The sequence below is a fragment of the Micromonospora sp. NPDC007271 genome (genome assembly GCF_040634005.1).
GTDB lineage: Bacteria > Actinomycetota > Actinomycetes > Mycobacteriales > Micromonosporaceae > Micromonospora.
This window is the reverse complement of record NZ_JBEYER010000165.1, coordinates 1-9,517: the sequence shown is the minus strand read 5'-3', so window position 1 is coordinate 9,517 and position 9,517 is coordinate 1. Positions and strand designations below refer to the sequence as shown.

Below are 9,517 nucleotides of genomic sequence, written 5' to 3'. Positions count from 1 at the left end.
GGGCGATCCGCCGGCGCAGCACGTCCCACTCCTCGTCGTGGTCTGGATAACCGAATAGGTGCGGAGGTAGGAGGCGCCGTTTAGGTCGACGATGGTGCCGGAGGCCCACTCGGCCTCGGGGCTGGCCAGCCAGTGCACCGCGGCGGCGATCTCCTCGGGGCGCGCCACCCGCTGGAACGGGGACTGGGCGCGGATCAGGTCGCCCCGCTCGCCGCTGAGGTGGGTGGTGGTCATGTCCGTCTCGACGAAGCCGGGTGCCACCGTGGCCACCGCGATGCCGTACGGGGCCAGGGCCAGCGCGAGCGACTGACCGAGCGCGTTCAACCCGGCCTTGCTCGCCCCGTACGCGGGCTGCTCGGGCTCGCCGCGGAAGGCGCCCCGGGAGGAGACGTTGACGATCCGCCCGCCCCGCTCGCGCATGTGCTGGGCGGCGCACCAGGTGACGTTGGCGGCGCCGGTCAGGTTGGTCTCCAGGACCAGGCGCCACTGCTCCTGCCACTGCGCGTACGTGTTGCCGAAGACCGGGTGCGGCAGGTCCCGCGGCCCGTACACGCCGGCGTTGTTCACCAGGACGTCCAGCCCGCCGAGGTGCTGCGCCGCCTCGTCCACCATCGCCCGGACGGCGTCCGGGTCGGTCAGGTCCGCGCGGACCACCACGTGTCCCTCGCCGGGCAGTTCCTCGCGTAGCCGTTCGGCCAGCTCCGCCGAGTCCCGGTGGTGGATCGCCACCCGGTCCCCGCCCGCCGCGAACGCCCGCGCCACCGCCCGGCCGATGCCGCGCGAGGCCCCTGTCACCAGTACCGCCCGCCCTGCCATGGCGGCCATCCTGCCGTACCCAACCTCAAGTGTTAACAGGGGACCCTTCCTATGCAGAAGGCGTTAACAGGGGGCCCTTCCTTACACTGCCCGGATGGGAACTGACTGCCTGTTCTGTCGGATCGTTGCGGGGGAGATCCCGGCCACCGTCGTGCGGGAGACCGCCACCACCCTCGCCTTCCGGGACATCAACCCCCAGGCGCCGACGCACGTGCTGGTGATCCCCAAGGAGCACTACGCGGACGTGGCCACCCTCGCTCAGGGTGACCCGGGGCTGGCCGCTGAGGTGCTCGCCACGGCCGCCACGGTCGCCGAGGAGGAGGGGCTGCTCGCCGACGGTTTCCGGCTGATGTTCAACACCGGCGCGTACGCCGGCCAGGAGGTCTTCCACGTGCACGCGCACGTGTTCGGCGGCGCCCCGCTCGGCCCGATGCTCTGCCGCTGACGCCCTCCCTAGACTGCACGCATGATCACGGTGCATGACCGGCTGGGCCGGATGGTGCGGCAGGCGCAGGCCGAGGGCCGGATCCCGGCGGTCTCGGTCGCCCTGCACCGGGCCGACCGGCCGCTCTGGACCTGCGCGGTGGGCGGGACCGGCAACGACACCCCGCTCGACCAGGACACGGTCTTCCGGATCGGCTCGGTCACCAAGACCTTCACCTCCGTGCTGGTGATGCAGTGCCGCGACCACGGGCTGCTCGACCTGGACGATCCGATCGGGCAGCACCTCGACCTGCCGGCGCACGGCGAGCTGACCGTACGCCGGCTGCTGTCGCACACCGCGGGCCTGCAGCGCGAGCCGCACGGCGACGTCTGGGACACGCTCCGGGCGCCCGGCGTGGCCGACCTGATCGCCGACCTGGCCCGGGTCGAGCGGGTGCTGCCGACCGGCCGGCGCTACCACTACTCCAATCTCGGCATGGCGCTGCTCGGCGAGCTGGTCGCGCGGCTGCGCGGCGGCACCTGGGCGGAGGTGGTGGCCGAGCGGGTGCTCGCTCCGCTCGGGCTGACCGCCACCGGCCCCACCCCCGGCGAGCGGGCCGCGACCGGGTTTCTGGTCGACGCGTACTCCGACGAGGCGCGGCCGGAGCCGCCGACCGACTTCGGCGGGGTGGCCCCGGCCGCGCAGCTGTGGAGCACCGCGCCGGACATGGCCCGCTGGGCGGCCTTCCTGGCCGATCCGGCCGCACTGGATCCGGCGGGCGCGGTGCTCGCCCCGGCCACCCTCGACGAGATGCGCTGGCCGCTCACCACCACCGACGAGACGCTCTGGGCGGCCGGCTTCGGGTTGGGCCTGATCCTGGTGCCGCAGCCTGGGCGGGTGATGCACGTGGGGCACGACGGGGCGATGCCCGGTTTCCTGGCCGCCGTCTACGGGCGGCGCGGCGGGACCGGCACCGCGGGCGTGATGGGCTGCGCCGTGCTCGGCTCCTCCGGTACCGGTGTGGAGGTGTTCGACCTGCCGCACCGGCTGCTCGCCGCAGCCGCCGAGCACGATCCGGCCGACATCGAGCCCTGGCGTCCCGGCCCGCCGGCCCCCGAGCACCTGCGGGGGATGCTGGGCCGCTGGTGGGGCGAGGGCTTCGAGTACGTCTTCTCCTGGCACGACGGCACGTTGCGGGCCCGGGGCGCCGACGACCCGGCCGGCAAGCCGCCGGCGGTGTTCGCGCCGCTGCCGGACCGGCCGGACGTGTTCCGTACCGTCGCCGGCCGCGAGGTGGGTGAGCTGCTGCGGCTGACCCGCGACGAGCGCGGCGCGGTGGTCCGGATGCACTGGGCCACCTACCGCTTCACCCGGCACCAGGAGACCTTCGAGGGGTACGACTTCCGCGCCGGCAGTTGATCTCCTGGCGGTGGCTGGGCGGCCCCGCCGCCGGGCTGCGCCCCCGCGGCTGAGCGGCTGGTCCGCCGGGCTGCGCCCGGCGGAAATGGGCGGGGTGCGCCCGGTGTTGAACCGATACGATAGGTGAAACCGCACGCCGCGCCAGCAGGGCCCGGCGCCGAGATCGGAAGCAGGTGGCGCAGGGCCCGACGGCCCGACCTATGACCGGCACCCCACCTCCCGGCCCGCCCCGGGTGCAGACCAGGATCACGGTCCCGGACCAGAAGATCATGGTGAACCTGCTCGGCGCGGGCGACGAGATCCTGCGCCTCGTCGAACGCTCGGTCAACAGTGACGTCCACGTGCGGGGCAACGAGATCACCATCACGGGCGCGCCCGCGGACAACGCCCTCGCCGAGCGGCTCTTCAGTGAGCTGCTCGAACTCATCGAGAAAGGCGAGACCCTGACCACTGACGCCGTCCGGCGTACCGTCGGCATGCTCGAGCAGGGCAGCGCCGAGCGGCCCGCCGAGGTACTGACGCTCAACATCCTCTCCCGGCGCGGCCGCACCATCCGTCCCAAGACGCTCGGGCAGAAGCGCTACGTCGACGCGATCGACGCGCACACCATCGTCTTCGGCATCGGCCCCGCCGGCACCGGCAAGACCTACCTGGCCATGGCGAAGGCCGTCCAGGCGCTCCAGGCCAAGCAGGTCAACCGGATCATCCTGACCCGGCCGGCGGTCGAGGCGGGGGAGCGGCTGGGCTTCCTGCCCGGCACCCTGAACGAGAAGATCGACCCGTACCTGCGCCCGCTGTACGACGCGCTGCACGACATGCTCGACCCGGAGTCCATCCCGAAGCTGATGGCGGCCGGCACGATCGAGGTGGCGCCGCTGGCGTACATGCGGGGAAGGGCGCAGCCGTACGACGCGCGGGTACTGACGCCGGAGGGATTCAAGCCGTTCGGGTCGCTCCAGGTCGGCGACCTGGTCATCGGCTCGGACGGGACGCCCACGCCGGTGATCGGCATCTACCCGCAGGGGCCCAAACAGGTCTACCGGGTCACCACGCAGGACGGGGCGTCCACCGTCTGCTGCGGCGAGCATCTTTGGACGGTCGCGACGCCGGAGGACAAGCGGCGCGGTCGGCGACGCACTCTCGAGACGCAGGAGATGATCGGCCAGGAGCGGCGGGGCCACATCCGCCGGTACGAGCTTCCGATCGTGGCTCCCGTCCAGCTGGAGCCGCAGGACGTTCCGCTCGATCCGTACGTGCTCGGTCTGCTGCTCGGGGACGGCTCGATCTCGGGTCAGACGACGCCGGGATTCAGCACCGCGGATCCGGAGCTCGCCCGCGCGATCGAGGACGCGCTCGACGACGTCGAGCTCGTCCGCAAGAGCGACTACGACTATGTCCTCCGGCACGTCAACGGGCAGCGGGGCGGGGTGATCGTCGCGAACCCGGTGACGGTCGCGATCCGCGAGCTGGGTCTGGCCGGGGCCACGTCGGGGACCCAGTTCGTGCCCGACGTCTACAAGAACAACAGCGTCGACGTCCGACTGGCTGTTCTGCAAGGGTTGCTGGACACCGACGGGGGGCCGGTCGTACAGGCGGGCCGCACCTGCCGGGTGCAGTACGCGACCACGTCCGCCCGGCTGCGGGACGACGTCATCCACCTGGTCCAGTCGCTCGGCGGCGTCGCATCGTGGCGGGTTCGGGAGGCTGAGGGGCGTGAGCCCGGCCGGGTGAACGGCCGTCCCGTTCCCTACCGTGGCGACGCCTACGTCCTGGAGATCCGGCTGCCCCAGAGCGTCCCGCCGTTCCGCCTGTCGCGTAAGCGCCAGCGGTACGAGGAGCACGGGGGCGGTCGGCCGATGCGGTTCATCGACTCGATCGTCCCCGCCGGTGTGCAGGAGACGATGTGCATCCAGGTCGCGGCGGAGGACTCGCTGTATGTCACCGATCACTTTCTGGTGACGCACAACACCCTCAACGACGCGTTCATCATCTTGGACGAGGCGCAGAACACCACGCCCGAGCAGATGAAGATGTTCCTCACCCGGCTCGGCTTCGGTTCCAAGATCGTGGTCACCGGTGACGTCACCCAGGTGGACCTCCCCGGCGGCACGACCAGCGGCCTGCGGGTGGTCCGGGAGATCCTGAGCGACGTCGAGGACGTGCACTTCGCCCAGCTCTCCAGCTCCGACGTGGTCCGCCACAAGCTGGTGGGCGAGATCGTCGACGCGTACGCCCGCTGGGACGCCGAGCGGGAGAACCAGCAGGCGCAGAGCGTGCACGCCGTGCCCGGGCGGACCGCCCAGGGCGGCCGGGCCGGCCGGCGCCGCTAATCCACCAGAGGAAGACAGTTGTCCATCGAGATCGCCAACGAGTCCGGTGTCGAGGTCGACACCGACGCCGTGCTCGCCGTCGCCCGGCACGCCCTCGACGAGATGGGGGTCAACCCGCTCGCCGAGCTCTCCATCCTGCTGGTCGACATCGACTACATGTCCGAGCTGAACCACCGCTGGATGGGCGGTGACGGCCCGACCGACGTGCTCGCCTTTCCCATGGACGAGGGCAGCGTCGACCACGGTCCGGGGGAGAACGCCCCGGCCGGGGGCGAGCCGGCCCTGCTCGGCGACATCGTGCTCTGCCCCGAGGTGGCGGCCAAGCAGGCGGCCACCGCCGGCCACTCGGCCGCCGACGAGCTGCACCTGCTCACCGTGCACGGGGTGCTGCACCTGCTCGGCTACGACCACGCCGAGCCGGAGGAGGAGCGGGAGATGTTCGGGCTCCAGGCCCGCCTGCTGGCCAGCTGGCGGTCGACCCGGTCCAGATGATGACCACCCTGGCGGCCGGCGCCGATCCTGCCAATCTGCCCGACCTGCAGCTCATCGTCTTCGCGGCGGGGCTGGTGGTGCTCGCCGGCCTCATCGCGATGACCGAGGCGGCGCTGGCCGCCGTCTCCCCGGCTCGGGCCGCCGAGCTGACCCGCGACGGGGCGCGCGGCGCGCGTGCCCTCCAGGCGGTCGCCCGTGACGTGGTCCGCCACCTCAACCTGCTGCTGCTGCTCCGGCTGCTGGCCGAGCTGACCGCGACCACGCTGGTCGCGCTGGTGGCGGTGGACACCTTCGGCGCCGGCTGGCGGGCCGCCCTGGTCACCGCCGGGGCGATGACCGTGGTCAGCTTCGTGGTGGTCGGCGTCGCCCCGCGCACCCTCGGCCGGCAGCACGCGTACCCGGTGGGTCGGGTGGTCGCGCCGCTGGTGCGCTGGCTGGGCCGGGTGCTCAACCCGCTGGCCTCGCTGCTGATCCTGATCGGCAACGCGGTCACCCCGGGGCGCGGCTTCCGCGAGGGGCCGTTCGCCACCCAGGTGGAGCTGCGCGAGCTGGTCGACCTGGCCGAGCAGCGCGGCGTCGTGGAGCACGGCGAACGCCAGATGATCCACTCGGTCTTCGCCCTCGGCGACACCATCGCCCGCGAGGTGATGGTGCCGCGTACCGAGATGGTGTGGATCGAGGAGCGCAAGACGCTCGCCCAGGCGCTGGCGCTCTTCCTGCGCTCCGGCTTCTCCCGGATCCCGGTGATCGGCGAGAGCGTGGACGACGTGCTCGGCGTGCTCTACCTCAAGGACCTGATCCGGCGGATCCAGGGCGCGCCGGAAGCCCGGCAGCTGCCGGTGGCCGAGCTGATGCGGCCGGCGACCTTCGTGCCGGAGTCCAAGCCGGTCGACGACCTGCTCTCCGAGATGCAGGCGGCCCGGAACCACCTGGTCATCGTCGTGGACGAGTACGGCGGCACCGGCGGCCTGGTCACCATCGAGGACATCCTGGAGGAGATCGTCGGTGAGATCACCGACGAGTACGATGTCGAACGCCCGCCGGTCGAGCACCTGGCGGACGGGGCCGTGCGGGTGACCGCCCGGCTGCCGGTGGAGGACCTGGGCGAGCTGTTCGACACCGAACTGCCCACCGACGAGGTGGAGACGGTCGGTGGGCTGCTCGCGCAGGCGCTCGGCCGGGTGCCGCTCCCCGGTGCCGAGGCCGAGGTGGCCGGGCTCCGGCTGATCGCCGAGGGCACCACGGGCCGGCGCAACCGGATCGACACCGTGCTGGTCTCCCGGGTCCCGCCGAGCGAGGCATCCGACAGCGCGGGGCGCGGCGAGCGCGCCGAGCCCCGCGGCAACCACAACCGTTCCGAGGAGAGGCAACCCGCCGATGCCTGAGTCACCCGCCGTGCCGGCCGCCCGGCCCACCCCGACCGACCCCGCCGTGCTCAGCGCCGAGGACGGCAAGCTGGTCGTCCTGGCCCGGGGCGCGCGTGGCCGGGTCGGCGCCGTGGAGGGCGCGGCGGTCCGCGACCAGGACGGGCGGACGTACGCGGCCGCCAGCGTCGCGCTGCCGTCGCTGACGCTGACCGCGCTTCAGTTGGCGGTCGCCTCGGCGGTGGCCGCCGGCGCCAGCCGGCTGGAGGCCGCCGTGGTGGTGACCGAGGCCTCGACGCTGGACGGCGCCGGGCACGCCGCGGTCCGGGACCTCTCCGCCGACGCGCCGATCCACGTGGCCGCGCCGGACGGCACCGTCCTCGGCACGGTGGTCCAGTGAGCGAGCGCAGCGAGCGAACCGTCAGGCACAGCAGCGGCGGGAGTGACCTGGAGCGGGAGCATCCGTACCGGGCCGGTTTCGCCTGTTTTGTCGGCCGGCCCAACGCCGGCAAGTCGACGTTGACCAACGCGATCGTCGGCACCAAGATCGCGATCACCTCGAACAAGCCGCAGACCACCCGGCACATCATCCGCGCCGTGCTGCACCGGCCGGACTCCCAGCTCGTCCTGGTCGACACCCCGGGCCTGCACCGTCCCCGTACACTGCTCGGCGAGCGGCTGAACGACCTGGTCCGGGAGACGTGGAGCGAGGTCGACGTGATCGGTCTCTGCATCCCGGCAAACGAGCCGATCGGCCGGGGCGACCGGTTCATCACCGGCGAACTCGCCAGCCTGAAGGCGACCGTGCTGGCCGTGGTCACCAAGACCGACCTGGTGGACAAGAAGCGGCTGGCCGAGCAGCTCCTCGCGGTGAGCGAGCTGGCCGACTTCGCCGACGTGGTGCCGGTGAGCGCGGTCTCCGGGCACCAGGTGGACACGCTGGTCGACGTGATGACCGGGTACCTGCCGGAGTCGCCGCAGCTCTACCCGGACGACATGCTCACCGACGACCCGGAGCAGGTGCTGGTCGCCGAGCTGATCCGGGAGGCGGCCCTCGAAGGCGTCCGGGACGAGCTGCCGCACTCCATCGCCGTGGTGGTGGAGGAGATGATCCCGGAGGGCAACCTCACCAAGATCTACGCCGACGTGTACGTGGAGCGACCGAGTCAGAAGGCGATCATGATCGGTCACCGGGGCAGCCGGATGAAGGCGGTCGGCACCACCGCCCGCCGGCAGATCGAGGAGCTGCTCGGCACCCGGATCTATCTCGACCTGCACGTCCGGGTGGCCAAGGACTGGCAGCGGGACCCGAAGCAGCTGCGCAAGCTGGGCTTCTGACCGTCGACCGCCGGTCCCGGCGCGGGGCCGGCGGCTTCCGTCCCGACTGATCCGTTTCGGCCATGATTATGGGATGTTTCACTTCTGGCCCGGTTCGCTCGCCGTTTCACCCTGCTACGTCGGAGGGTAGGGAGCATTGGTCCCTTGCCCCCGGACATAGCTGCAGGCTGATGCGAAACCGATACCTGGACCTGCTCCGCTTCCTGGCCATCGTGCGGGTCGTCGTCTACCACGTCGTCGGGTCGGCGGCCCTGACCCTGGTCTTCCCGGCGATGTCGGTGATGTTCGCCCTCGCCGGCTCGCTGATGGCCGCCTCCCTGGACCGGACCGGCGCGTCCGCCGTGGCGCGCCGGCTGCGTCGCCTGCTGCCGTCGGTGTGGGTGCTCGCCGCGTTCTTCGTGCCGGCCATGCTGCTCACCGGGCTGCCGTTCACGCCGAAGGTGCTGCTGTGGCTCTTCCCGATCAGCGACCCGCCGGCCAATTACTGGGGTGCCCTGGCCCTGAGCCCCATCTGGTACCTGCGGGACTACCTGTGGTTCGTGCTGGCCTCGCCGCTCGCGCTGTGGCTGTTCCGCCGGGCGCCGCTGTCTACCCTCCTCGCCCCGTACGCGCTGCTCCTGGTGATCGAGGCAGGCATCTACCCGGACGCGCCACAGGTGCTGCGCGAGTTCGGCCTGTACTTCGGTGCCTGGCTGCTCGGGTTCGCCCACCACGACGGCCTGCTCCGCCGGCTCCGCAACCGGGTGCTGGTGCCCACCGCGCTCGCCCTCGGCGGCGCCGGGCTGGCCTGGATCTTCACCCACCCCGGCCCGCGCGGCTACGACCTGAACGACATCCACCTGGGCAACGCCCTCTGGTCGGCCGCGTTCATCCTGGTGGCGATCGGCCGGGCCCCGACCGGGGCGGCCTGGGTCGACCGCATCCCGCTGTTGAGCCGGGCGGTCACCGTGCTGAATCGGCGCGCGCTGACCGTCTACCTGTGGCACATGTCGTTCGTGGCGGCGCTCACCCCGCTGGTCGGTCTGGTCGGCTGGACCTCGCGCGACCCGCTCGGCCTTACGATCCGGGTGGTGCTGGTGTTCGCCCTGGTCGGCGTGGTCACCCTGGTGGTCGGCTGGGTCGAGGACCTGGCGGCCCGGCGTACGCCGGAGCTGCTCCCGGGCCGGCCCCGGCGGACCGTGGCCGAGCGGGCGGCGGCGGCCCCGGCCAGCCCCGCGCCCGCCGGAGCGGAGGCCGAGCTGGTGACGGCCGGTACGCGGGCGGAACGACCAGCTCGGCAGACCGGGCCGCCGGTCGGCGGGCTCGCGCAACCGCAGCCAGTCGGCGAAGCCGGG

9 protein-coding genes and 2 pseudogenes are annotated in these 9,517 nt (G+C 72.4%); 10 read left to right on the top strand and 1 reads right to left on the bottom strand.

All coding sequences use genetic code 11. The annotated features are described in order from the left end of the window. A partial coding sequence (locus ABZ570_RS32710) for an SDR family oxidoreductase (RefSeq protein ID WP_358071839.1) occupies positions 1-816 on the bottom strand: 816 nt, incomplete at its 3' end. Between the two features lie 94 nt (positions 817-910). Here ABZ570_RS32710 and ABZ570_RS32705 point away from each other — a divergent pair. The 10 genes and pseudogenes from ABZ570_RS32705 to ABZ570_RS32660 all read left to right on the top strand — a co-directional run. After that, positions 911-1,261 carry a histidine triad nucleotide-binding protein gene (locus ABZ570_RS32705; RefSeq protein ID WP_358071837.1) on the top strand — a complete coding sequence of 117 codons (351 nt, stop codon included), beginning with the start codon at positions 911-913 and terminating at the stop codon, positions 1,259-1,261. A 21-nt stretch (positions 1,262-1,282) separates the two neighbouring features. Next, positions 1,283-2,659: a serine hydrolase domain-containing protein gene (locus ABZ570_RS32700; RefSeq protein WP_358071835.1), complete on the top strand. Its 1,377-nt coding sequence runs from the start codon at positions 1,283-1,285 to the stop codon at positions 2,657-2,659. Positions 2,660-2,859: 200 nt separating this feature from the next. Next, positions 2,860-3,555, top strand: a pseudogene (locus ABZ570_RS32695) (PhoH family protein); the annotation flags it as partial. Continuing rightward, positions 3,544-4,356: pseudogene (locus ABZ570_RS32690) on the top strand (LAGLIDADG family homing endonuclease); the annotation flags it as partial. The pseudogenes ABZ570_RS32695 and ABZ570_RS32690, both read left to right, overlap by 12 nt. Positions 4,357-4,515: 159 nt before the next feature. Further along, the gene (locus tag ABZ570_RS32685; protein ID WP_358071844.1) at positions 4,516-4,989 is read left to right on the top strand and encodes a PhoH family protein; all 474 of its coding nucleotides are present in this window, start codon (positions 4,516-4,518) and stop codon (positions 4,987-4,989) included. Between the two features lie 18 nt (positions 4,990-5,007). Further along, positions 5,008-5,481, top strand: coding sequence for an rRNA maturation RNase YbeY (ybeY, locus tag ABZ570_RS32680; protein ID WP_358071833.1), 474 nt, complete (start codon positions 5,008-5,010; stop codon positions 5,479-5,481). Next, positions 5,457-6,866 carry a hemolysin family protein gene (locus ABZ570_RS32675; RefSeq protein WP_358071842.1) on the top strand — a complete coding sequence of 470 codons (1,410 nt, stop codon included), beginning with the start codon at positions 5,457-5,459 and terminating at the stop codon, positions 6,864-6,866. Before ybeY ends, ABZ570_RS32675 begins: the two co-directional genes overlap by 25 nt. After that, complete coding sequence (locus ABZ570_RS32670) at positions 6,859-7,245, top strand: cytidine deaminase (RefSeq protein ID WP_358071831.1); 387 nt, start codon at positions 6,859-6,861, stop codon at positions 7,243-7,245. The genes ABZ570_RS32675 and ABZ570_RS32670 overlap by 8 nt, the downstream gene beginning before the upstream one ends. A 47-nt stretch (positions 7,246-7,292) precedes the next feature. Then, positions 7,293-8,183, top strand: coding sequence for a GTPase Era (gene era, locus ABZ570_RS32665; RefSeq protein ID WP_358071841.1), 891 nt, complete (start codon positions 7,293-7,295; stop codon positions 8,181-8,183). 170 nt (positions 8,184-8,353) lie between these two features. Next, positions 8,354-9,517: acyltransferase (locus tag ABZ570_RS32660; protein WP_358071829.1), on the top strand; the 1,164-nt coding region annotated here is incomplete at its 3' end.

What these genes read in the sequence shown, in the direction of transcription:
- ABZ570_RS32685 (WP_358071844.1), top strand. Translation starts at nt 4,516, where the DNA reads ATGCGGTTCATCGACTCGATCGTCCCCGCCGGTGTGCAGGAGACGATG.
- ABZ570_RS32705 (WP_358071837.1), top strand. Translation starts at nt 911, where the DNA reads ATGGGAACTGACTGCCTGTTCTGTCGGATCGTTGCGGGGGAGATCCCG.
- ABZ570_RS32670 (WP_358071831.1), top strand. Translation starts at nt 6,859, where the DNA reads ATGCCTGAGTCACCCGCCGTGCCGGCCGCCCGGCCCACCCCGACCGAC.
- ABZ570_RS32700 (WP_358071835.1), top strand. Translation starts at nt 1,283, where the DNA reads ATGATCACGGTGCATGACCGGCTGGGCCGGATGGTGCGGCAGGCGCAG.